Source organism: Neobacillus niacini NBRC 15566 (assembly GCF_001591505.1).
Lineage (GTDB): Bacteria > Bacillota > Bacilli > Bacillales > Cytobacillaceae > Neobacillus > Neobacillus niacini.
Genome location: NZ_BCVA01000037.1, coordinates 1 through 23,571 on the forward strand (window position 1 = coordinate 1; position 23,571 = coordinate 23,571).

The following is a 23,571-nucleotide window of genomic DNA, read 5'->3' on the forward strand; positions in this document are numbered from 1 at the left end:
TGATGACCATATTCCTCAAAAATGGACTAAAGCGGTCACCATCAACAGTTCTTGTAATGAGATTACTACATAAAAGACACCCATTAAAGGGTGCCTTTACATTTACCTATTCTGCCTTCATCTCAGCTACTTTTTCTTTTACCTCTTCAATATTTCTCATTTTGTTATCCCAGCATTTTTGGCTAAGATCGACCGGATATTCCTCAGGGTTCATTGTACGTTTATACTCATCCCAAAGGGCATCCAGGTTTTGCTTTAAATAATCACGTGACTCCTCGAGACATGGCATTTCATAGACAAGCTCACCTTTGGAGAAAATCACTTCATGGAGCTCTTTTGCAGTAAAATTTGTCACGATCTTATTCATATAAGTATGTGTTGGATGGAACATTCTCAGGCGCTTCTCTGGCAATTTTTCATCCTCGAGCGCAATGTAGTCTCCTTCAGCATGGTTATTCTTATTATTGATGATACGGTAAATTTTCTTAATGCCAGGAGTCGTGACTTTTACTGGATTGGAAGAGATCTTAATCGTATCCTCCATTTTGCCGTTATCGTCTTCTATAGAAACAATCTTGTAGACGGCCCCTAGTGCCGCCTGCTCGTAAGCGGTAATAAGCTTAGTTCCAATTCCCCAGCTGTCTATTTTTGCACCCTGTGCTTTCAAGTTAAGAATGGTATACTCGTCGAGATCACTGGAAGCAAAGATTTTTGCGTCCTTAAAGCCTGCCTCATCGAGCAGTTTTCGTGCTTCCTTCGAAAGATAGGCAAGGTCACCGCTGTCTAAACGGATTCCTATGAAATTAATAGAATCGCCCATCTCCCTTGCCACTTTAATTGCATTCGGAACACCCAAACGCAGGGTATCATATGTATCAACCAAAAAGACACAGTCTTTATGAGATTCAGCATATTTTTTGAATGCGATATATTCGTCCTTGTAGGCTTGGACCATCGAATGGGCATGCGTGCCAGAAACAGGAATTTGAAATAATTTTCCCGCTCGAACATTACTCGTTCCATCAAAACCCGCTAAGTAAGCCGCTCGCGTCCCCCAAATGGCAGCGTCCATCTCCTGAGCGCGGCGAGTACCAAACTCCATTGCAATTTCACTTCCAAGAACCTGTTTAATTCTAGAAGCCTTCGTCGCAATTAATGTTTGATAATTAATGATGTTCAATAGTGCCGTTTCAATCAACTGAGCTTCACAAAGTGGAGCGTCTACGCTTAAAATCGGCTCATTTCCAAAAACAAGCTCGCCTTCTTTCATACAGCGAATGGTGCCCGTAAAGCGTAAGTCTTTTAAATAAGCTAAAAAATCATCCTGATAGCCTACTTCATTTTTTAAATACTCCAGATCATCTTCAGAAAAGCGGAAGCCTTGGATAAACTGAATGACCTTTTCCAAGCCAGCGAATACCGCATATCCATTTCCAAAGGGAAGTTTACGGAAAAACAATTCGAACACTGCTCGTTTATTATATCTGCCGTCTCTCCAATAGGTTTCTACCATATTGATCTGGTATAGATCAGTATGTAAAGCTAAGCTATCATCCTGATAAATGTTTTTCATCATAACCCTCCGAACAACTACTTTTTCAACATATTAAATAATTTTACCATTATAAAAACTATTTAACCAGCGCTCCAAGGGATTGTTCAAAGTGCCCTAATGCCCATTCATGTCCTTTTTGATTAAATGAAGCAACTGCGTCTTTATAAACAACGATGTTAAACCCCTTATTATAGGCATCTACCGCTGTGTGAAGAACACAAATATCGGTGCAAACCCCAACGAGGTGCAGCTCCGAAATCCCTCGTTCCCGAAGCTTAATTTCAAGGTCTGTACCAGCAAATGCGGAGTATCGGGTTTTATCCATGAAATGCACATTGTCGCACTCTTTATTCTCCTCAAAAAGTGCTTGCAGTCTGCCAAACAGATGTCTTCCGGAAGTACCACGAAGATTATGCGGCGGAAATAGTTTTGTCTCTGGATGAAAAGAGTCCCCATTATCATGAACATCGATAGCAAAAACCACATAGTTGCCATCTTCGATAAACTCTTGCGTTATTTGAACAATTCTCTCTTCAATAAGCTGCCCCGGCTCCCCGCAGGTTAATGCCCCTGCATCTGCAACAAAGTCGTATGTATAATCAATATTAATGAGTGCCTTTTTTCCCATTTCACTGCCTCCCCTTTCATACTTTATTATTATATTCTGTACCAATATCTTTTTTCCTCTAAATAAAAAAGTTCGCTCCACAGCGGAACGAACCCTTTATCAGCTATATCTCTGCCCCGGCACCCAATCGGTTGGTTTATCGAGGGGACGGATGTCATCGATTGGTACAAATACTTCTAAATGCCTGTACAAGTTTGCAAATTCAGCGGGCAGCAATCCACCGAATTCTCCATCAAGATTCAATTGAACCTTTTCATTAGAATGTACTTTAATTCGGCTCGCTTTCGCATAAATAACATTGGGATCATTCACATGCTCTCCGCGAATGGCCAGCGTTGCAACTCGAATAAACTCCGCCAAATTAATTTTTTTCAAGATCAATAATGAAAATAACCCATCATTAATCGATGAATCTGGAGCTATTTTTTCGAAGCCGCCGATTGAATTCGTCAGCCCTACAAGGAACAACATGGCCTCTCCTTCGAAAAGCTTGCCATCATACTCAATACTGATATCTGACGCCTTGATGGAAGGCAGCATTTCCATACCTTTTAGATAGTAGGCTAACTGGCCAAGCATCGTCTTTAGTTTACTTGGAACTTCGTATGTAAGCTCCGTGATTCTCCCGCCGCCGGCGATATTAATAAAATAACGGTCATTAATCCGGCCAATATCCACCGGGATTCGATCACCCTTTGTGATAATATCTACCGCTGCGCCAATATCTCTTGGTATATGCAGCGCTCTCGCAAAATCATTTGTCGTACCTGCTGGAATAATACCTAGTTTTGGCCGGAACTCCTGCTCAGCAAGCCCGTTAACCACTTCATTAATGGTACCGTCACCTCCAGCAGCTATGACAACATCATATTGCCGTTCAACCGCGATCCGAGCAGCAGCCGTTGCATCACCAGCACCTGTGGTTGCATGGCAAGAGGCTTCATACCCGGCAATCTCAAGTTTTTCTAATATTTCTGCTAGATGACGCTTAAGGATTTCCCGCCCTGAAGTAGGATTATATATTAATCGTGCTCGTTTCATTATTCATCATCCTATTTTTATGAAATCAAATAAATAAATGGTATCTGATGGATATGTTCAATATTCTACCAATTAACTCCTAGGCTTACAATTATTAACCCTAGACACAAATATTATTATGTCCATATCACTGCCGTCTTCTATCATACCTTTTTTTTATTTTTTTGCAAAAAATTAGATGTGAATTAATTAGTTGTTAAATTAACATAATGGGTATTCGAAATTGTAATATTATACTTACCCTCACCAGACTGGTGAACAGCGTCAACACTATCCCCTGTATTTGGATCACCTTCTTCTGTTACATTCCATGCACCATTAATGGAGTCTACACCAACAGCTTCAATTTTCAAATTGCTGCTTTGATCAACTTTTACATCCAGTGACGATGCACCTTTAATACTCCAATTATTCTCGAGTGCCCTCGGATTTAACGTAAGATCTGCTCCGGTACTAATTACCTCAAGTTCAACACCCTTTGGAATGAGAATGGTAGAAGCAACTTCCTGATGACTATAAAAAGGACCTAATTCGTTCGGAAGTGTCTTCACATTTACATAAAGAGTATCTCCCTTTTTATTTGCATACACATAATCATCTGCACTCGCTAAGAGCTTCTCCTTTTTCGCGGTCTGGGTACGGTACGTCCCAAACATGGATACCTCTTTTTCATCGGTTGCTTCAATTGTCGTTTGATAGGCTGTCGTTTTTAAGACCACTCGTTTAATCGTATCGTCTATTTGATAGGAGAAGTCCGGCAGCTCAAACGATCGTTCTTCCCTAGCTACCACTTCCTCCACTTTTCCCATAATACCGGTTGCACTTAGTGTAGCAAACAATATTCCAACCATTCCGAGCAAACCAACAAAGAGGATACTGACAAAATCATATTTCAATATTGGCTTCTCCTGTCTTGAGAAGAATAGGTAAAGTAGAATTTCAATCCCTAAAACAATCAATAGAACCGGCCACCATGCCGACATCACATGGACAAGATCCAGCCCCATGAACCTTAAGAGAAAGAGGAAGAGACCTAGGAAAAGAAGTGAGGCCCCCATTGAAAACGTACCAACACGCCATGTTCTCATGCCTGTTCCTCCTTTCTTTTTCTAAAAAGAAAACCTATTCCAGCCCCAATTAAGAGCACCCCTGTCAGTGCGTTTTGCCACCTTTTCATGATTTTTTCTCCTCCCTCTTATGCTTGCTGCCTGCTAAAAGCTTAATACCGCCGCCAATTAACAGCACACAAACAATACCCGTTTGAAAATAGCTTTGTACCCAATACATTAAATCGATTTGGATTAAATTTGATAGCATTGGAGCAAAGACAGGAATGATTACATTCATTAATAGGTAATAGAGCCCCATCACCACTAGACCAATTCCAACCCACTTTTGATGATTAATGAGGTAAGAAATAATCGGAACATCCTCCATTTCTTCCTCCCCATACTTAGAAACCTTTTGCATAGCATCAAAGAAGCTGTAAAACCAGATAATCGGGATTAGGAACAAGAAGATTCCAAGGCGTAAGATATCTAAAATATAGATGGAAAACAGGAAAGCTGCCATTAACTGAATCCCACGTTTTTGTAAACCTAGATAAAGGTGTCCTGCACCAGGAAAAATCGCAAGGAATGTGGCAATGGATTTGCTCTTCTTCCCATCCTCTCTTCGTGTTTCAAAGTCTTCAAAAATAGTGCGGTCAACAAGTTCCTCGCCACGCTGTTTCTTGTTTAATTGCTGGACAGAATCAAAAAAACCATACACCCAGATAATTGGCAAGCCTGCTAAGAAAACGAGAAACTCCGAACGACTGCTAAGAGCCGTTATGAAAATTACCATAACACCAAGGCCTAAAAAAGCTGCCAACAAGGTGAGTCCTCGGTTCATCAGTCCAAGCTGAAAATGGCCTAAACCCGGGACAAATGATAGGACAATCGTATAAAACCGCTCTGATTCCTGTGTAGCCTGTGCAGGTGGTACATCAGGATTTGCTGCTGTCAATGCCCTCTTTTGTTTTGAGATTTTTAACCCCAAATCGATAAAACTAACTAAATAGATAAAGATTCCTACCATAAAGCATAGTACAGCCACTTCACCACTGTTGGAAAAAACCGCTATGACCGTAATGAATGCTAAACCCACCACAGACATTAAATACAGTACACCACGAATCATGTTACCAAAATAAATATGACCGAGGCCTGGAAAGAGTGATAGTGTTAACGCCTTCGTTGAACTTTTCATTTTTTATTTGCCTCCTTTTTCTCCAAAGAATCCATCCATGCAAATGTTTTATCAATAACGCCCTCAGTGACTGTTGGCTTTTTTTCCTTGATATGCTGTGGTGCCTCTATAGCACTTGCATACGTGGCAAGTGATTGAAACACTCCTGAAAAAGTAAGTAATAGTGTTGCAGCAGCTGCGATTAAATAGTGGAAAGCCGACTGTTGATAGAATGGCTTTTTCTTTTTTACAGGTTGTTTCAATACTGCCGGTTTTTCTCTGAACTCTTTTTGTTTAGAGACTTCCGCCATTACCAAGTCTGTAAAGCTGATCTCATTTGAAAGAACTGGAAGTGATGATTCATGTTCTGAGACAGCTAATAAATAATTCTCTAGACATTGGTCGCAAGTATACAAATGACTTTCAAGTTCCTCTCGATTCCGGTCGTTTACTTCGTCTTTAACATAACTCAACCACTCATCATAACTGAAATGCTTCATGAAAAATCGTCCTCCTTCCAATTCTTTTTCATCCAAACACGTGCCCGATAAAGCTTTGTTTCAATTGTTTTCACCTGTACATTTTGTTCTTCAGCCATCTGCTGATAGCTTTTTTCCGCTATATAGAAACCATAAATGACATCCCGATAATTCTCAGGAAGCTGATCCAGTCTCTTTCTTACCAGCCTTCGTCTTTCACTGACGATTAGTTCTTTTTCCACGCCATCCTTTGGAGTGCCAAGCGTCTCCTGCTCCAAAGCCTCCATCACTTCTTCTTTTCTTCGTGCTTGCTTTCTCTTTATATCAATTGCATGATTAACAGCGATCCTGGTCATCCACGTCTTAAAGCCTTGATTTTCATATTGGGAGAGAGAGGAATATATTTTCATAAATACTTCCTGAGCAGCGTCCTCTGCTTCCTTTTGATCACGAAGAACAGCAAAGACGGTCCGGAACACATCATTACGGTACTTCTCAACCAAAAGGCGAAAGGCATGGTCACTGCCATCGATCACTTTTTGTATTAAAGCTGAATCACTAATCGCACTCTCCCCCTTTCTCTCTGACCTTCACCTTAATAGACGATATACAATCTTGAAACCCCTACACTATTTTAAAAAATATTTTTGATTCCATTTAAAATAGTAGCATAAAAGAGTCTTGTCATGGATTTATGTGCTGATGATAGAATACGTGTCAAAATCATGGATTGAGGACAAATCCTTATGACGACTGCTGCGTTTTGTCCTTAAGACCCTCCATTAAGGACAAATCCTTCTGGTGGCTCCTGCGTTTTGTCCTCAAGACCATCGATTGAGGACAAATCCCTCTGACGACTGCATGCGCTTTGTCCTCAAGACCCGCCATTGAGGACATATCCTTCTGGTGGCTCCTGCGTTTTGTCCCCAAGACCCTCCATTGAGGACAAATCCTTTGACCACTGCATGCGTTTTGTCCTCAAGACCATCGATTGAGGACAAATCCCTCTGACGACTGCATGTGCTTTGTCCTCAAGACCCTCCATTGAGGACAAATCCTTTGACCACTGCATGGGTTTTGTCCCCAAGACCATCGATTGAGGACAAATCCCTCTGACGACTGCATGCACTTTATCCTCAAGACCCTCCATTGAGGACAAATCCTTTGGCCACTGCATGCGTTTTGTCCCCAAGACCCCTACTTAAGACTATTCTTCCTGCCGTATTCAAACTAGCCTAAGAAAACGAACGCAACTGATCCAATTAGCTGCTATTTTAAAATTCTTAAAATAAACTGAGTTTAGTTCAAGAGAACAAACACTACGAAAACCACATAAAAAAACGTACGGAAGAACCGCACGTCTTAAGGATAACTATTCTTGAAGCCTTAATATACAAACATTACATTCGTGTGGAATGACAAACGCTTCATGGCCAGATAAGGATTCGGTTAAAGCATTCAGCGCCTCATTCCTAACATCTATTTCTAACCCTGCTAACCATGAGATGGATTCCACTCTTTCTATCCATGCCTCTTTTGTAAAGGACACATTATAGTTAAGTTTATAAAAATCTCTTAACGCGAATCCATTGGTTTGCCATTCATCAAACCACTCTACCGGAAAGCCGTTGATCCTCTGACTCGAATTGGCCTTTGTTCCTGCTGGCTTAAGACCTCCACTAATGTACCTTGATAGAACTTCAAACGTCTTTTCAATCACTGAGGATCCCGCAAGAAAACCAGAATCTATGACAATTAGTGTCCCTTTTTCTTTTAAGATTCGCTTCATTTCAGCGATTGCCAGTTCACGGTCAAACCAGTGCCAGGCGCGCATAACCGTTACGATATCAAACTTGGAATCATCTAAACCTGTATTCTCCGAAGTACCTTGCAGATACGGAATCGTATAATTTTTCGTCCTATTTAACGCAACTGCATGATGAAGTAATTCTTTTGATGGATCTACTCCAGTGACTTCTGCCTTCCTCATAGCGATTTTCCTTGTTAATGCTCCTGTTCCACAGCCAATATCCGCGACTTTTCTCCCATCGAAAAAAATCCCTCGGACATAAAGGCTATCCATTAAACTTACAGGAATATCTTCTCTTGCTTTCGCATAACTTGTAGCAACTTGACCAAAATCGATCTGTTTCATGCTGGTCGCCCCTTTAATATTTCCTATTTTAGGAATTATAAAAATGATACCATTTAAGTATAGTAAAATGCTATTGTTATAGAAGAGAATCTGACAAAGGAATGATGATATGCTTTGGTTGCTGCTCCTTTCCTCCTATTTGATTGGAAGCATTCCGACTGCACTAATTGTGGGCAAGCTGTTATTTGGTGTTGATATTCGTGACCATGGGAGTAAAAACCCTGGTGCCACCAATACGTTAAGGGTTCTTGGCAAAGGATCAGCCGTTATCGTGGTACTTGTGGATATTGGTAAAGGGGCACTCGCTGCTTACCTTCCTCTACACTTCAACCTTAGTGTGGAACCGCTTTATTTTGGTCTTCTGGCTGTGATTGGACATTGCTATCCCATTTTTGCTGGTTTTCGCGGAGGGAAAGCCATTGCTACCACTGCAGGAACCTTGGCAGTAGCTAATTTCCCATTAGCCTTGATTGCTTTTGGTACTTTCTTTTTGGTAATTTTTATATCGAAATACGTATTCTTTGGCTCCATTTCAGTTGGTTTAAGCCTTTTAATTTATTCTTACTTTTCATCTAAAGTCGATTTTGAACTTATCTTCTTATTCTTTACTTTCTTTTTAATTTATCTTCACCGCTCAAATATTCGTAACCTCATCTTAGGAATTGAACCAAAAATTAATGATAAAAATTTAATTGATGACCGCATTCCACCAAAGAACAGCAACCTAAAAATGTAGAAAATCCCTGGCCAATGGCCAGGGATTCTTAATTATTACAAGAAGGCAGTCATAATACTATTTGCTACGGTCTGCCAAATCGATGAGTCAATCTGATAAGATTGACCTAGACGCTTGTATAACGCCATCTGCTTCTCCTGAAACTCCGGAGCTTCCTTATCAGGCAGTTCTGCACGGCCTTTTTCCACTAGGGCTTGCATTTCAGGCGCACGCGGTCCCCATACCCCAACTTCATTTCCCTCTTGATCAATGAAAATAAAAATAGGAATTGCTCTGGAGGTGCCATTCGTTAAATATTGGTCCATTAGTTCAAGGTTCTGGTCCCGTAGTACAAACCGGACCTCCATGCCTGCAGCTTCAGCCACTCTTAGCAATACTGGATTGTTAAGCATAGCGTCACCGCACCAATCCTCTGTTAGAACAATCGCGCGTAATTTTTTTGACTGAACAGCTTTAAGTTTCTGTTTATCGCTTTCCGTTAACTCAAAGCGATTATAGATGGAGGTCATTTCTTCTTTATTCCGAGTCATTAAGCTTATGTACTCATCTTTCGTTAGTCCCTTTTGAAACCAAGAATTTAATTCCAAATGTAACACTCCCTTCAATTTCTCTTATCATAATCCTTTCATTTTCTACTTACAAATAAAAGGCTTTCTGCCTTTTTTACTACTATTCCAAGAGTAGTTTAACCTATTTTGAGAAAGTAAAAAAATACTAGTAGATATTGCTATATCAAGTTGATAGAATATTTTATATATAAAAAAAATTATTTTAAATTTTTTCTAAGATAATAAAGGGGGAAAATGGATGTCCACTGAAACACTTCAGCTTGTGTCGATTGGAATATACATTGCGATGATGCTTTTCATCGGTTGGTATTCTTATCGCAAAACAAGCAACTTAACAGATTATATGCTTGGAGGAAGATCCTTAGGACCTGCTGTAACGGCCTTAAGTGCTGGGGCTGCTGATATGAGCGGCTGGTTATTAATGGGGTTGCCTGGGGGTATTTATGTTACCGGTTTAGCGGATGCTTGGATTGCTATCGGTTTAACGATTGGCGCTTATTTAAACTGGTTATTGGTTGCACCTCGCCTGCGCTCTTATACACAGGTAGCCAACGATTCTATTACCATTCCAAGCTATCTTGAAAATCGCTTTAAAGACAATACGAAACTTCTCCGAATCGTATCTGGTATCGTCATACTAATATTCTTTACTTTTTATGTTTCTTCCGGGATGGTTTCAGGTGCTGTCTTTTTTGAAAGCTCCTTTGGCACAAGCTACCATACAGGTCTTTATATCGTTGGCGGCGTTGTCGTTGCCTATACTTTATTTGGCGGCTTTTTAGCCGTAAGTTATACAGACTTTATCCAAGGATTGATGATGCTCATTGCCCTTATGCTTGTTCCGGCAATTGGCATTTTCAGTACTGGTGGTCCTGCCGAAACATTTGATACCATCAGAGCAATCGATCCGTCTAAACTTGATTTATTAAAAGGAACGACCTTTTTAGGTATCGTGTCTGCAATGGCATGGGGACTTGGTTATTTTGGCCAGCCGCATATCATCGTCCGCTTTATGGCAATCAAAACGGTTAATGAAACAAAAAGTGCTCGTCGTATTGGTATGAGCTGGATGATTATTTCGCTTGTCGGTACTATCTTTACAGGATTGATTGGAATAGCCTTCTTCCATCAGAATCCACAACATGTATTGGAAAACCCTGAGGCTGTTTTCATTGAATTAAGTCAAATCTTGTTTCATCCATTGTTTGCAGGATTTGCATTGGCTGCAATTCTTGCTGCGATAATGAGTACCATTTCTTCTCAATTAATCGTCACTTCTAGTGCACTTGTTGAAGATTTATATAAAGTGGTCATGAACAAAAATGCAAGTGATAAACATCTAGTATTCTTAGGAAGAATGGCTGTTCTCCTTGTAGCTGTGGTTGCAGCAGCACTGGCTTTCAAACAAAACAGTACGATTCTAGATTTAGTTGCCTATGCATGGGCTGGTTTCGGTGCAGCATTCGGTCCAATTATTCTATTAAGCTTATTCTGGAAGAAGATTACGAATTGGGGAGCCCTCTTTGGTATGATCGTCGGTGCAGTCACCGTTATTGTGTGGAAAAATATTGGACTTGGCGATACACTTTATGAAATCGTTCCTGGATTTGTTTTTAACTTACTTGTTGCTGTTATCGTAAGTCTAATCACATACAAGAAAAATGAAGCAATTGAAAAAGAGTTTGATGAAAGTGTACGTTTATTAAAACAAAATTAAGTCACGAAGAAACGCTCGAAATATTTCGAGCGTTTTTCTATTGGGTATTCAGCAAATTTCTCCTTTTTCCATTACACAAACGTTTGATTAGGATGGACTTTAACCTTTGTTATAAAGGATTTTATCTATAAAAAAGGGCGGAATTCTGTCGACTAAACAAACGTTTGATTAGAATTGGAATAAACCCTTGTAACCACTTACTTTCTACAGCTTTTCTTATGAATTTATTGTCACTTTTCACACTATTATTTCCTGAATTTTCAACTTTTTTATATTTGCCTAACTACTCGACAAAAAACCACTCAAAATATACTAATTAAACGTTTAATTAAAATGGCTTTCATGCCTATTGCAAAAGGATTTATTCCCAAAAAAGAGTAGATTTTTGTCGTCTAATCAAACGTTTAATTAGTTTTGCTCAAAGCCTTAGGAAATAAAGCTTTTTCCCAGGAAATGATGCGGAATAAGTCGATGATAGATTCGACAAAAAAACAGACAGAGTAGAATCTGTCTGTTTGCCGTTTATCGTTTGCCTAGTTCCTGCTGCAATAATTGATTTACCAGTTGTGGGTTCGCCTGACCCTTTGTTGCCTTCATTAACTGGCCAACGAGGAAACCAACTGCCTTATTCTTACCATTTTTAAAATCCTCAATGGATTGTGGATTTGCGTCAAGAACTTCCGATATGATTTTCAACAGTGTTCCTTCATCAGAAATTTGCACCAAGCCTTTGTCCTTAACAACTTGCTCAGCATTCCCGCCGTTTTCAATCAGCTCATTAAAAACGGTTTTAGCAATTTTTGATGAAATCGTTCCGTTTGTGATGAGCTTAATCATACCTGCTAAGCTTTCCGGTGTCAGGGAAATTTGATGAAGTTCTTTCCCTTCTGCGTTTAGGTAAGCAGACACATCTCCCATGATCCAGTTTGAAGCTAATTTCGCCTCTGCACCCGCAGCGACGGTACCTTCAAAGAAATCCGCCATTTCTTTCGTTACCGTCAAAACTTTAGCGTCATAAACAGGTAATCCCAGCTCTTCTACATAGCGCTTTTGGCGCTGATCAGGGAGTTCTGGTATTTCAGCTGCTATACTAGCTTTCCATTCCTCATCAATATAAATATCCAGCAAGTCTGGTTCCGGGAAGTATCGATAATCATCCGATCCTTCTTTTACCCGCATAAGTAAGGTAGCGCCTGTTGCTTCATCAAAACGACGTGTTTCCTGATCAATTTTTCCGCCATTCGAGACCACTTCACGCTGCCTTTTCTCTTCAAACTCCAGCCCTTTTCGAACAAAATTGAACGAGTTTAAGTTCTTTAATTCTGTCTTCGTTCCAAACTCTTCTTGTCCAACGGGACGAATGGATATATTGGCGTCACAGCGAAGAGAGCCCTCTTCCATCTTACAATCTGATACTCCAGTATATTGGATAATCGATTTTAGTTTTTCAAGATAAGCATAAGCTTCATCAGGTGTACGGATATCAGGTTCAGAAACGATTTCCACAAGCGGTGTTCCTTGGCGGTTATAGTCGACTAGTGAATAACCATTCCCGTGACTGAGTTTTCCTGCGTCTTCTTCTAGATGAATCCTTGTGATTCCAATTCGTTTTGTATATCCATTCACTTCAATTTCAATCCAGCCATGCTCTCCAATTGGCTTATCAAATTGAGAAATCTGATAGGCCTTCGGATTATCGGGATAGAAATAGTTCTTCCGGTCAAATTTTGTATGAGTGGCTACCTGGCAATTCAAGGCCATCGCTGCCTTCATTCCGTATTCAACGGCCTTTCTATTTAGGACCGGCAGTACACCGGGATAACCAAGGTCAATGACACTTGTATTTGTATTAGGCTCAGCACCAAAATGGTTTGGGCTTGCCGAAAAGATTTTCGAATCCGTCTTTAACTCAACATGAACTTCTAGACCAATGACAGTTTCAAATTCCATCTATTTCACCCCCTATATTCCTGGCTTTTGTTTATGATAATCTGTTGCTTGTTCAAATGCATGTGCCACCTTATAAATGGTCGCCTCATCAAAGTGCTTGCCAATGATTTGTAATCCAAGCGGCAGCCCATTATCAAATCCACACGGTACAGAGATTCCCGGTACCCCTGCTAGGTTCACAGGAATCGTCAAAATATCGTTGATGTACATAGTTAACGGATCCTCAATATTTTCACCGATTTTAAACGCTGGAGTTGGAGTCGTTGGTCCAATGATAACATCATATTTTTCAAACACATCCTCAAAGTCCTTCTTAATGAGAGTACGGACTTGCTGTGCTTTTTTATAATAGGCATCGTAATAACCTGAACTTAATGCAAACGTACCAAGCATGATACGGCGTTTTACCTCATCCCCGAAACCTTCCGCTCTTGACTTCTTATATAAATCAAGTAAATTATCAGCATTTGGACTCCGGTACCCATAGCGAACACCGTCAAAGCGGGCTAGATTAGCAGACGCTTCAGAAGATGATAGCAAATAATAGGCTGCTAATGCATATTTAGAATGCGGCAAGGATACCTCTTCCCAAACAGCACCTTGTTTTTCAAGGACCTTCAATGCATCTAGGACAGACTGTCGGACAGCGTCAGTCACACCCTCACCAAGATACTCTTTTGGGACCGCTATTTTTAACCCTTTCACATCCCCCGTTAACGCAGATACAAAATTCGGCACTTCTACATTTGCTGATGTTGAATCCATTTGGTCTAATCCGGATATTGCTTGTAATAAATAGGCATTATCTTCAACGGTTCTTGTTATAGGACCAATTTGATCAAGGGACGAAGCAAATGCAACTAGTCCGAAGCGGGATACTCTTCCATAAGTCGGTTTTAACCCTACTACTCCGCAAAAAGCAGCTGGCTGTCGTATAGATCCCCCCGTATCGGAACCTAAAGAAAATAGCACCTCACCTGCAGCTACCGAAGCAGCAGAGCCGCCTGAAGAACCGCCTGGTACTCTATCAAGATCCCACGGATTGCGTGTTTTTTGATAGTGGGAATTTTCGTTAGAAGAGCCCATTGCAAACTCGTCCATATTTAACTTTCCGATTGTTACCGTCTCATGCTGCTGCAGCTTCTGCACAACGGTAGCATTATAGATGGGATTAAAGTTTTCTAGAATCTTACTTGCACAGGTTGTCCGAAGTCCTTTGGTGACAATATTGTCCTTTATGCCAATTGGCATTCCAAACAACAAACCATTTTTGGATTCCGTGGTAAGCTTGTCATCAAGGGAACTGGCTGTTTGCCGAGCCTTCTCTTCATCCAATGTTAAAAATGCTTGAACCTTGCCCTCTACTTGGGCAATACGTTTATACGACTCATCTACCAGATCAGTAACCTTTAGTTCCTTTTTATGTAAAAGTTCATGAAGATCTGAAACTTTATAATCAAATAAGCTCATTTTTTCCCCTCCTTTAGTTAGCTCCAGCAACTAGGCATTACTCGCCTATAATCGCTGGAACTTTGATTTGGCCTTCCTGATGTTCAGGTGCATTTTTTAATACTTCTTCAATCGGCAATCCTTTTTCCTTAATGTCCTCACGGAATACATTTTTCATATCGAGTACATGGTAAGTTGGTTCAACATTTGTCGTATCCAGTTCATTTAACTGTTCTGCAAAAGTAATAATCGCGTCAAGCTGCTTCGTGAACCTTTCCGTCTCATCCTCCGTTATGGCTAATCTCGCTAGGTTGGCCACATGCTTAACCTGCTCGTTTGAGATTCGTGTCATTTTTCAATCCCCCAATCCCTTATGTCTTAGTTAATTTACTATTGATAATACCAAACTTTTTCGCTTCACCGCAATGATTGCTTCATCAGTATTGGCGTATTATGTTCTTTTTAGATTATTAGTCAAAAAAAAAAGAGCATTTAGCTCCCTGAATTATGTATTCGTTTATTGCTGTGGAATAACCTCTCCATTACTATTTAAAGCTCTAACATGCGGGCGAAAGCCAATTCCCACATAGTAGCGTTTTCCATCTTTCTTAATTATCTTTGCCTTTTTATAATCCTCGGTATCCTGATTGGCTATTTCAATCGTAGTGATATCTTCATTTTTGATTTCTCCAAATACAACGTAAATATCTTTAAGAACATTCCCTTTTTCATCATATTTTGTGTAATTTTCATTGTAAATAGAATATGTTTCGCTCTCTGCATGCTCCCAGCCATTTGGACCATCATTTTTCCATCCCTTGTCATCATTCCCTTCAAAGAACGAGACACCTAGAACTGGCTCTTTAATATGTTCTACTTCTTTTCCTTCTGCTTTCGTAGTGTAAAGAACGATCGTTATTCCATCACTTTTCTTCTTGTACAAAACCTCTTGAACTTTAAAGGGTATCGTTTCAGCAATGGCTTTTTCTAGTGTTGGATACTTGCACCCCGTAAGAGTAAGCATTAGAATAATCACGATAATAAGAACCTTACCTTTTCTCATAATTCTCCTCCTAGACTTGGTCAGAGTATAGTAATCTAGTAATCTTGTGAAAGGTAAAAGGATTATTAATCCCCGGACCTTACCTGACCATTTTTCTTTTCGTTTCCATTATGAGTTCTTCTTTCCCCCTTTTATAAATGATTCTAAATAGAGCTTCCATATATTTATAATATTCTAATTCCTTACGTAATTCCAGTTATACCCAAATATAGGTCGAATTACCTCCTCTGATTAACCCAATAAATAATAAAAGCAGTCTCATTGACTGCTTGGCTGTTTGCCTATTATCGTTTAAATAATTTCGCAAATAGGCCTTTGCTTTTTGGGGGTTCAGGCTGGCTGATTTCCTTTTGGGTGATATAAATATCATCCTTATCAATGGCATGGTCCATAGCCAACAGCAGGCCGATATCTGTATCGTGTTCCTTATTGGTTACAATTGTGTGTTCAATCTTGTGTTTGGCTGCCAACTTTACATATTTGGATAAAGCGGAGTACTCGATATTTCCATTTAATAAGAGATTTGCCTGTGGATTTTTTTTCATTTCCCTCTCCACTTGAGGATAAATCGTTGCTTCCGCCACTTGGTTCTTCTTAAGAGCAAGAATAATACGTTCCCGTAATGTTCCTAAAAACTCCCGTCTCTCATCCGGCTTCGTTTCCAAAGGGCCATGAATCCCCTGTTGAAGGACTTCCTCCACATTCTGCTTTTTCAAATAGATCAACTCCATTAAAAGGGCTATTATTATGTATGATAATACCCTAAAAAGTGTTCTTTTCCAAAAATGCGGGTTTAGTGTTGGTTTTATCTGAGAGTGTTTTCGGCTATCTGTGAGATGTAATCCGCCAATACGCAAGAAACCCCCTTCTCCAATTGGAGAGAGGGGTTATACCACCAAAAATTATTTTGTAAACTGCTCTTCTTCTGTTGATCCTTTTAAAGCGGTTGTGGAGGAGGTTCCGCCTGTAATTACCATTGAAACTTGGTCAAAGTAGCCTGTTCCTACTTCACGCTGGTGTCTTGTGGCTGTGTAGCCGTATTGCTCACTATCGAACTCAGCTTGCTGCAATTCAGAGTATGCCGCCATACCGCGCTCTTTGTAGCCGCGAGCAAGTTCAAACATGCTGTGGTTTAGGGCATGGAACCCGGCAAGTGTAACGAATTGGAACTTATAGCCCATTTTTCCAAGCTCTTGCTGGAATTTTGCAATTGTATCCTGATCAAGCTTCTTCTTCCAGTTAAAGGATGGTGAACAGTTATAAGCAAGCATTTTGCCAGGGAACTTTTCATGAATTGCTTCTGCAAAGCGTCTTGCTTCCTCAATGTTTGGTTCAGATGTTTCACACCAAATCAGATCAGCATATGGTGCATAAGCTAGACCGCGTGCAATCGCCTGGTCAAGTCCTGCTTTTGTTCTGAAAAAACCTTCCGCAGTCCGCTCACCTGTAATGAACGGTGCGTCGTTCATATCAATATCGCTAGTAATTAAATCAGCAGCATTTGCATCTGTTCGGGCAACCAATACAGTCGGAACACCCATAACATCTGCGGCCAAACGAGCAGCAATTAAGTTACGAACTGCTGTTTGTGTTGGAAGCAAGACTTTACCTCCTAAGTGACCACACTTTTTCTCAGAAGACAGCTGATCCTCAAAGTGAACACCGGCAGCTCCGGCTTCAATCATGCCTTTCATCAATTCAAAGCAGTTTAGCTGCCCGCCAAAGCCTGCTTCTGCATCGGCTACAATCGGCACAAACCAGTCGATAGAATTATCACCTTCTGAATGGGTGATTTGATCTGCACGTTGAAGTGCTTGGTTGATTCGTTTTACCACACTCGGTACACTGTTTGCTGGATATAAGCTTTGGTCCGGATACATATGTCCAGAGAGGTTAGCGTCCGCTGCAACCTGCCAGCCGCTTAGATAAATGGCCTTTAATCCTGCTTTGACCTGCTGAACAGCCTGATTTCCTGTTAGTGCTCCTAAAGCATTAATGTAGTCTTCTTCATTCATTTGCTTCCAAAGTTTTTCTGCTCCCCGTCTAGCCAATGTATGCTCGATGTCAATGGAACCTCGAAGCTTAATAACATCCTCAGCACTATATGGCCGAGTAATTCCATTCCAACGATTATCCATTTCCCAGCTTTCTTGTAACTCCATCGCTCTTGAATTTGTCATTTTAAATTCCTCCTATTAATCTATTTAAATTTTTTATAAAAGCGTATATCCAGGTAAGGTTAAAAACTCTTCAAATTCATCATTTAAGATTAAGCTGTCAAACAGCTCTACAGCCTCAGTAAAACGCCCATTCTCATAGGCAGACAAGCCAATTTCATCTTTAATTTTCTCTAATTCCTCTGCCTTTAACTGCTCATACATGGCTGAAGTAATTTTTCTGCCATCCGCGAGAATACCTTTTGGGTGGCGGATCCACTGCCAAACTTGAGCCCGTGAGATTTCAGCAGTTGCTGCGTCCTCCATTAAGTTATGAATGGGTGCAGCTCCTCTTCCTGATAACCAGGAAGCAATGTAACGAATTCCAACATTGATATTAACGCGGACACCTTCTTCGGTAATCTTACCGCCTGGTGCCTCGAGCAAATCACTAGCTGTTATCGTGATCTTTTGTTGTTTGGTGGTATGAATTTGGTTGGCTACCGGCATATCTCTATCAAATACTTCAAGCGCTACTGGTACTAACCCGGGGTGTGCTACCCATGTACCATCATGACCATCACGTACTTCCCGTTCTTTGTCAGCACGAACCTTCGCAAATGCTTCTTCGTTTGCCTGTGGATTATCGCGAATGGGTATTTGTGCCGCCATTCCTCCAATTGCTGGTGCATTCCGGCGGTGACAGGTTTGAATGGTAAGCAATGAATAGGAACGCATAAACGGTACAGTCATGGTTACCTGGGATCGATCTGGCAGAATGATTGTTTCATGGTTACGCAGTTTTTTTAAGTAACTAAAAATATAATCCCATCTGCCGCAGTTAAGGCCCGCTGAATGTTCCTTTAATTCAAATAGGATTTCATTCATTTCAAACGCCGCCATAATCGTTTCTACTAAGACAGTCGCTTTAATGGTACCTTGAGGGATGCCAAGTCTGCTTTGCGAAAAAATAAAGACATCATTCCATAGCCTTGCTTCTAAATGGCTTTCTAACTTAGGCAAATAAAAATAGGGTCCTGTTCTACGAGCTAACAAATTTTTTACATTGTGGAAAAAGTACATACCAAAGTCAAAAAAGCTCCCAGAAATAGGCTTGCCATTAAGCAGCACATGTTTTTCTTCTAAATGAAGTCCACGCGGTCTTAAAAACAGGACAGCTGTTTCTTCATTCAACACATATCTTTTTCCATTTTGATTTTCATACGATATCGTCCGATTTACTGCATCTCTTAAGTTGATTTGTCCTTCGACGATATTTTCCCAGGTTGGTGAAGTAGCGTCTTCACAATCCGCCATAAAAACTTTTGCGCCCGAATTTAGAGCATTGATGACCATCTTTCTTTCTGTTGGTCCGGTAATCTCTACCCGGCGGTCCTGAAGGTCTTTCGGTAATGGCGCGATTGTCCAATCACCATTACGAATTTGTTTTGTTTCAGGAAGGAAATCTGGAAGATTACTGTTATTGATTTCCTCTTGGCGTTTTTCTCTGTACTGTAACAGTTCAATCCGCCTTGCCCCGAAATTTTGCTCCAACTCCTCAATAAATTTCAGCGCCTCGGGTGTTAAAATCTCATTGTAATGCGCTTTGAGAGCTCCAACTACTTCTATACCTGCTGTTTGCGTCGACATGGACTCGTTCACCTCTTTGTTATAATACAGTGTATTACCATGTGTTGTATTATATAACACATTTTTTAAAAATGGAACTAGTTTTCAGAAAATTTTATAAAAATAGGTAAAATAATACATTAGTCCTATTTTTATTAACAAGCCAGTCGCTCAAATACCTCTTACCTGGCTATTTCTCATTTCACCTGCAATTTCCCCTTGTTTATCTGCCTAACCAATTCCATATCAACTAGCCAGGTGCTGTTCTTTGAAAACTAAAAAAAGAGGCTGTTGAAATTCTCAACAGCCCCGCACTTTACATTAATCCTTCATATCGTTCTTTAGCTAGGATATACATTGCGCTTCCCCAGCCTAATGGGGTATTAGAGTTGTACCTTTCGGATTGGGCAAAATACAATTCTGGTAAGCTGCCATCATCAAGCATGACGTTCTCGGTTTGTTCTATATACTGTTTTGCCTTTTTGACATTACCTAATTCTAAATGGCATAGCGCCAGCCATGGTAATCCAAATGTCCACTCTGCTTCAGTTCCATAATAAAAAGATAAATCGTGGTGCCTTCCCATATGTTCGATGGTTGAATAATAGGAATCTCCCTTATAGCGGATTACGCCTCGTTCCCGTAAAAGATGCGTTTCAATTTGGTCGACAACTACTTTCGCTTCTCCCCCTGAAAAAACTCGGTATGGATAGATTAAACTCAATTGAGCTAAATCAAATGGGCGCTGGTTACTTTCTTGTGGATAGATATTCGATAGGGCTTGATACCCATTAGTAATCCATTCTCCGGGAACAAATACGAGATCTCTTACAGCTTGGAGGCCAGCAACGCAGGCACCGACTGAGCTTGAATGGATCTCTCTCCATTCCTCCCACATTCCATTATCCTCGTCCTCCCAGTATCGAACACAACCTAAATAGCCAACCAGCTTTTGAACAATTTCATGATCTTTTGCATCTCTAATAATATTTTTCCCCTTCTTCTGACCCATTCCAATTCCCCACAGTATCGCTCCAATGGCATCATGCTGAGCATGTCCCCAAGGGGTATCCATTTCCCTTACTTCCGAAGCAGAGTACCTCGAATGAATGTATTCCCATTGCTCTCTTGGTCTTTGAACGGTATGAATATCCAGCTTCCATTCGTATTCTCTGAATAGGTCCAGAATCCGGTGGTAGGTCATCTCATAAATCTGATTGTTTTGATTCAAATATGGCAGTGACATATAAAAAGAATCACGTAACCAAACATATTGATAGTCATGGGACGAAGAAGCTAAATACAAACCATGCGGTAACCGTAACTGATCTAGGATTTGATAGCTATGGATTATTTTTTCGTTCATAATTCACCCTCGCAGCTTTTTTCTATCTTTTTGGCCAATTCATGGACTTTTTATACAAGAAAAATGATGTATAAACTAGCAAACATTTGCCAATGCTGAAGATATAGAAATAGATTAGGAGAGTGTGATAATTTTGATGGTTGGAAAAAGGAAGGAACGATTAAAATGGGGAGTGTTTAGAGATGAGCGTTGATGAATTAAGTAAAATTATTGCAGTAAAAAAGATGGACTTAGAGGAATGTGAACATGAGCTTAATAATCGGTATTATCCTTCGATCGTAAGAATAGCAATGATGAATTACATTATAAATTTACAAGAACAACTAGAAGAATACGATAACGACGTAATCAATTTATAAAGAAATGACGTGTGGATTCACACGTCATTTCTTGTGTTTTGCAATAACCGTAACAAGTCAGCCTCACGATTCTGGCTATTTAAAAACTCTTTACTAGCGATTGCTGTTAATAGTTTTCGTTTTATAGTAGTTTCGTTCACATCTTTCAAAATACGCTGCCTTGCTGAAAATAGGAATTCTAGATAGCCCTCATATTCGTCATCAAATTGCTGTTCTAGCTGTTCCCTTATTTTCCTTGCCAACGTTGGACTCGCTCCACCTGTTGATACTGCAATACTTAATCGTCCCCGCTGAATATGGGAGGGAACATGAAAATCCGATCCTTCCGGGTCATCGGCAATGGTAACAAGCTGATGATCACTGGCCGCCATTTTAATATATTGATTTAATTCATTGTCGTTCGTCGCGGCAAAGACTAAGAACGCATCATCCATATCTTCTTTTGAAAATGATTTTTCTAGCCACTCTATCCTTTCGGAGCCAGCTAGCCTTTTTAGTTCATCTGTAGCATTAGGACTAATCACAATGATATGTGAGCCCGTACCAAGCAAACCGGTAACTTTCCGTTCAGCAACCATTCCGCCGCCTACAACGACTACTTTTTTACCCTCTAGCTTTAACATAATTGGATAATTCGAATTCAAGCATACACCCTGCCTTCCCTAAACAATCGGACACTGAATTAAGTAGTCAATCAACGCTTCTCTCGTTGCAGAAATCGGCATGCCAACTGATTCTAGACCTGCACGTTCCACTTGCTCTTTTGAGTGCTGTCCCATACAGACTACTTGTACATCTTCTAAAAGGTCGAAAAGGTCAATACCGCATTTCTTTAAGCCTTCGATAAATACGCCTACAGATGCCCCGCTTGGAAATACCATTGTATTTACTTGAGCTTCCTCAAGCATTCGTTGAAAAATTGGCAGGAACTGTTGGTCGAGCTCTTTTTTACTTGTCACTAAGAAATCAGCCTTTTCAACCTCATATTGCCGATCGTCTCCGACCACCAGTAAACGGCCTTCTTTTGGCATGTCCTGGCTGTGTCCAGCGATAAATCCGCGTCCTTTTAGTGCATTTATTGATTTGCTGGAGCCGCCATAGAAATCAGCCTTTATTTTTCGTATATCAATTTCTTCCTCTATCATCGCATTAAAAAAATCACTGACGCTTTCAGGAGAGAAGAACAGTATTCTATCATATTCTGCTACTTTCCCTAAATCAACAGGTAGAATGGTCTTTTTCCATTTTGGAAATTCAATCACATCTGCTCCCTTTTCCATTAATTCCTTTGCTAAGCCGCTAACACTCTCACTAGTCCGTGCTAACAATATTTGACGGCCATACAAAGGCATTTTTTCAAACCAGCTGATTTTTTCACGTAATGAGATAACATCTCCAACAAGAATAATTGCCGGGTTGCTAAATTTAGCCTTTTGAACCTTAACTGTGATATCTTCCAATGTTCCCTGCAATGTTTTCTGACGGCCAAAGGTACCCCATTGAATCAAGATGACAGGAGTTGAGGATGGTTTGCCATGTGCAATAAGACTTTCACAAATATAAGGGAGATTTCCTACCCCCATATAAAAAGCAATCGTATCGACACCACGGACAAGCCCTTCCCAATCAAGCATTGGCTTTCCATCTTTCGATTTATCATGTGCGGTTACAACTGCAAAGCTTTCAGCATGTTCCCTGTGGGTGACAGGAATTCCTGCATAAAGGGGGGCTGCAATCCCCGATGAGATACCAGGAACGATTTCAAATGGAATTTGATAATGAGCAAGGGCTGCTGCTTCTTCACCGACACGTCCAAAAACACCAGGGTCTCCGCCTTTTAACCGGACGACCACTTTCCCTTTTAGTGCCTTTTCTACTAAAAGGTCATTGATATTATCTTGGCGTAAAGTATGGCGGTCAGGTAATTTACCGCAATAGATCAGCTCGCAATCCGCTGGTGCATACTCTAGCAATTTAGGATTGGCCAGCCGGTCATAAAGAATGACTTCTGCTTGTTTAATGGCTTCCAATCCTTTTACGGTGATTAAACGAACATCCCCTGGCCCTGCTCCTACTAAAAATACTTTTCCTGTCTCCATTCTGCAGCCATCCTTCCAAACTCTCTATATAAGATCCTTTACACAACAATCTTACGAGAACTATCTTAAATAATAATATAAACGTTATTTCCTTCGACTTCCACTTGATACGCTTTTACCTGACCTTCATCTGGTGCCTGAACTTTTCCGTCACTTAAGGAAATCTTCCAATCATAGACTGGGCAGAAAACATATTCACCGCTTACGAGGCCTTCCGTTAAGACTCCGCCTTTTGGATGCGGACTCCTATTTTCAATAGCATATACCTTACCATTTGTTACTTTAAATAAAGCAATCTCTTTATCATCGATTTTCACAGAATAGCCAGACCTAACTTGAAGTTCAGAATAATTAGCAACTAGAGTCCGAGTTTTTGTTACGATCATTTTAT

Annotated in this window: 25 protein-coding genes; 3 read left to right on the forward strand and 22 right to left on the reverse strand. The window is 40.4% G+C overall.

Annotation, left to right across the window (positions count from 1 at the left end; all coding sequences use genetic code 11):
* Positions 1-106 precede the first annotated feature (106 nt).
* The 10 genes from BANA01_RS21345 to BANA01_RS21385 all read right to left on the reverse strand — a co-directional run bounded on the left by BANA01_RS21345 (position 107) and on the right by BANA01_RS21385 (position 8,087).
* Positions 107-1,573 carry a nicotinate phosphoribosyltransferase gene (locus BANA01_RS21345; protein ID WP_063254656.1) on the reverse strand — a complete coding sequence of 489 codons (1,467 nt, stop codon included), beginning with the start codon at positions 1,571-1,573 and terminating at the stop codon, positions 107-109.
* Positions 1,574-1,631: 58 nt separating this feature from the next.
* Positions 1,632-2,183 (reverse strand): cysteine hydrolase family protein, encoded by a 552-nt coding sequence (locus BANA01_RS21350; protein WP_063254657.1) that lies wholly within the window; start codon positions 2,181-2,183, stop codon positions 1,632-1,634.
* A 99-nt stretch (positions 2,184-2,282) separates the two neighbouring features.
* Positions 2,283-3,224, reverse strand: coding sequence for a diacylglycerol kinase (locus BANA01_RS21355; protein ID WP_063254658.1), 942 nt, complete (start codon positions 3,222-3,224; stop codon positions 2,283-2,285).
* A gap of 185 nt (positions 3,225-3,409) precedes the next feature.
* The gene (locus BANA01_RS21360) at positions 3,410-4,312 is read right to left on the reverse strand and encodes a hypothetical protein (RefSeq protein WP_063254659.1); all 903 of its coding nucleotides are present in this window, start codon (positions 4,310-4,312) and stop codon (positions 3,410-3,412) included.
* Positions 4,309-4,401 carry an LPXTG cell wall anchor domain-containing protein gene (locus BANA01_RS29640; RefSeq protein WP_157411850.1) on the reverse strand — a complete coding sequence of 31 codons (93 nt, stop codon included), beginning with the start codon at positions 4,399-4,401 and terminating at the stop codon, positions 4,309-4,311. Before BANA01_RS29640 ends, BANA01_RS21360 begins: the two co-directional genes overlap by 4 nt.
* On the reverse strand, positions 4,398-5,474 hold the full coding sequence (locus BANA01_RS21365) for a hypothetical protein (protein WP_063254660.1): 1,077 nt from the start codon (positions 5,472-5,474) through the stop codon (positions 4,398-4,400). The genes BANA01_RS29640 and BANA01_RS21365 overlap by 4 nt, the downstream gene beginning before the upstream one ends.
* Positions 5,471-5,953 (reverse strand): anti-sigma factor family protein, encoded by a 483-nt coding sequence (locus BANA01_RS21370; RefSeq protein ID WP_063254661.1) that lies wholly within the window; start codon positions 5,951-5,953, stop codon positions 5,471-5,473. Before BANA01_RS21370 ends, BANA01_RS21365 begins: the two co-directional genes overlap by 4 nt.
* Positions 5,950-6,468: a sigma-70 family RNA polymerase sigma factor gene (locus BANA01_RS21375; RefSeq protein ID WP_235847200.1), complete on the reverse strand. Its 519-nt coding sequence runs from the start codon at positions 6,466-6,468 to the stop codon at positions 5,950-5,952. The genes BANA01_RS21370 and BANA01_RS21375 overlap by 4 nt, the downstream gene beginning before the upstream one ends.
* 338 nt (positions 6,469-6,806) lie before the next feature.
* The gene (locus BANA01_RS21380; protein ID WP_063254663.1) at positions 6,807-7,109 is read right to left on the reverse strand and encodes a hypothetical protein; all 303 of its coding nucleotides are present in this window, start codon (positions 7,107-7,109) and stop codon (positions 6,807-6,809) included.
* A 195-nt stretch (positions 7,110-7,304) separates the two neighbouring features.
* Positions 7,305-8,087, reverse strand: coding sequence for a class I SAM-dependent methyltransferase (locus BANA01_RS21385; protein ID WP_063254664.1), 783 nt, complete (start codon positions 8,085-8,087; stop codon positions 7,305-7,307).
* A 109-nt stretch (positions 8,088-8,196) separates the two neighbouring features.
* Between BANA01_RS21385 and plsY the strand changes: the two genes are divergently transcribed.
* A complete protein-coding gene (gene plsY, locus BANA01_RS21390) occupies positions 8,197-8,823 on the forward strand; it encodes a glycerol-3-phosphate 1-O-acyltransferase PlsY (protein ID WP_063254665.1) in 627 nt (208 codons plus the stop codon).
* 35 nt (positions 8,824-8,858) lie between these two features.
* Here the strand turns inward: plsY and BANA01_RS21395 are convergent, their stop codons facing one another.
* The gene (locus BANA01_RS21395; RefSeq protein WP_326160972.1) at positions 8,859-9,419 is read right to left on the reverse strand and encodes a thioredoxin family protein; all 561 of its coding nucleotides are present in this window, start codon (positions 9,417-9,419) and stop codon (positions 8,859-8,861) included.
* A 211-nt stretch (positions 9,420-9,630) separates the two neighbouring features.
* On the opposite strand from BANA01_RS21395, the gene putP reads away from it, so the two are divergent.
* Entirely contained in the window at positions 9,631-11,109 is a 1,479-nt protein-coding gene (putP, locus tag BANA01_RS21400; RefSeq protein ID WP_063254667.1) for a sodium/proline symporter PutP, read from the forward strand.
* A 522-nt stretch (positions 11,110-11,631) separates the two neighbouring features.
* Here the strand turns inward: putP and gatB are convergent.
* From gatB to BANA01_RS21440, 8 genes are all read right to left on the reverse strand, one after another.
* Positions 11,632-13,059 (reverse strand): Asp-tRNA(Asn)/Glu-tRNA(Gln) amidotransferase subunit GatB, encoded by a 1,428-nt coding sequence (gene gatB, locus BANA01_RS21405; protein WP_063254668.1) that lies wholly within the window; start codon positions 13,057-13,059, stop codon positions 11,632-11,634.
* Positions 13,060-13,071: 12 nt separating this feature from the next.
* Positions 13,072-14,529: an Asp-tRNA(Asn)/Glu-tRNA(Gln) amidotransferase subunit GatA gene (gene gatA, locus BANA01_RS21410; RefSeq protein WP_063254669.1), complete on the reverse strand. Its 1,458-nt coding sequence runs from the start codon at positions 14,527-14,529 to the stop codon at positions 13,072-13,074.
* Between the two features lie 37 nt (positions 14,530-14,566).
* Positions 14,567-14,860 (reverse strand): Asp-tRNA(Asn)/Glu-tRNA(Gln) amidotransferase subunit GatC, encoded by a 294-nt coding sequence (gene gatC, locus BANA01_RS21415; RefSeq protein ID WP_063254670.1) that lies wholly within the window; start codon positions 14,858-14,860, stop codon positions 14,567-14,569.
* Positions 14,861-15,025: 165 nt separating this feature from the next.
* A complete protein-coding gene (locus BANA01_RS21420) occupies positions 15,026-15,571 on the reverse strand; it encodes a hypothetical protein (protein ID WP_063254671.1) in 546 nt (181 codons plus the stop codon).
* Positions 15,572-15,855: 284 nt separating this feature from the next.
* Positions 15,856-16,287: a YueI family protein gene (locus BANA01_RS21425; RefSeq protein ID WP_174524439.1), complete on the reverse strand. Its 432-nt coding sequence runs from the start codon at positions 16,285-16,287 to the stop codon at positions 15,856-15,858.
* Positions 16,288-16,473: 186 nt separating this feature from the next.
* A complete protein-coding gene (gene aceA, locus BANA01_RS21430; protein WP_063254672.1) occupies positions 16,474-17,751 on the reverse strand; it encodes an isocitrate lyase in 1,278 nt (425 codons plus the stop codon).
* Between the two features lie 33 nt (positions 17,752-17,784).
* The gene (gene aceB / locus BANA01_RS21435) at positions 17,785-19,377 is read right to left on the reverse strand and encodes a malate synthase A (protein WP_063254673.1); all 1,593 of its coding nucleotides are present in this window, start codon (positions 19,375-19,377) and stop codon (positions 17,785-17,787) included.
* A 295-nt stretch (positions 19,378-19,672) separates the two neighbouring features.
* Positions 19,673-20,722, reverse strand: a complete 1,050-nt coding sequence (locus tag BANA01_RS21440) for a glycoside hydrolase family 15 protein (RefSeq protein WP_063254674.1) — start codon at positions 20,720-20,722, stop codon at positions 19,673-19,675.
* Positions 20,723-20,904: 182 nt separating this feature from the next.
* On the opposite strand from BANA01_RS21440, the gene BANA01_RS29645 reads away from it, so the two are divergent.
* Positions 20,905-21,081, forward strand: coding sequence for a hypothetical protein (locus tag BANA01_RS29645; RefSeq protein WP_157411851.1), 177 nt, complete (start codon positions 20,905-20,907; stop codon positions 21,079-21,081).
* Between the two features lie 17 nt (positions 21,082-21,098).
* On the opposite strand, the gene BANA01_RS21445 is transcribed toward BANA01_RS29645, so the two are convergent.
* From BANA01_RS21445 to nirD, 3 genes are all read right to left on the reverse strand, one after another.
* The gene (locus tag BANA01_RS21445; protein WP_235847201.1) at positions 21,099-21,704 is read right to left on the reverse strand and encodes an NAD(P)-binding protein; all 606 of its coding nucleotides are present in this window, start codon (positions 21,702-21,704) and stop codon (positions 21,099-21,101) included.
* Positions 21,705-21,743: 39 nt separating this feature from the next.
* Positions 21,744-23,180: a uroporphyrinogen-III C-methyltransferase gene (cobA, locus tag BANA01_RS21450; protein WP_063254676.1), complete on the reverse strand. Its 1,437-nt coding sequence runs from the start codon at positions 23,178-23,180 to the stop codon at positions 21,744-21,746.
* A gap of 65 nt (positions 23,181-23,245) precedes the next feature.
* Positions 23,246-23,566: a nitrite reductase small subunit NirD gene (gene nirD / locus BANA01_RS21455; RefSeq protein WP_157411852.1), complete on the reverse strand. Its 321-nt coding sequence runs from the start codon at positions 23,564-23,566 to the stop codon at positions 23,246-23,248.
* Between the last annotated feature and the right edge of the window lie 5 nt (positions 23,567-23,571).